The sequence below is a fragment of the Pyrinomonas sp. genome (assembly GCF_040289685.1).
In the GTDB taxonomy this organism is placed as follows: domain Bacteria; phylum Acidobacteriota; class Blastocatellia; order Pyrinomonadales; family Pyrinomonadaceae; genus Pyrinomonas.
Window position 1 is genome coordinate 72297 of record NZ_PSLQ01000009.1, and the last position, 237, is coordinate 72533.

A 237-nucleotide genomic window follows, 5' to 3' on the forward strand; every position below is an offset into this window, starting at 1 on the left:
CCAGACGCTCCTCCAGGCGGCCCTGGAGGCCGAGGTGACGGAGCTGCTGGGCCGCGTGCGATACCAGCGGCGTGCCGCCGTCGACGCACCTGGCGGGTAGCGGAACGGCTAGGGCAAGCGGCGGAAGCTGACGACCCCGATGGGCACCGTTACGCTGCGCCGTCCGCGGGTGCGGGACCTAGGTCACGCCCTTCGGGCGTACTCTCGAGGAGCGGTTCGAGAGCCGGATCCTGCCCT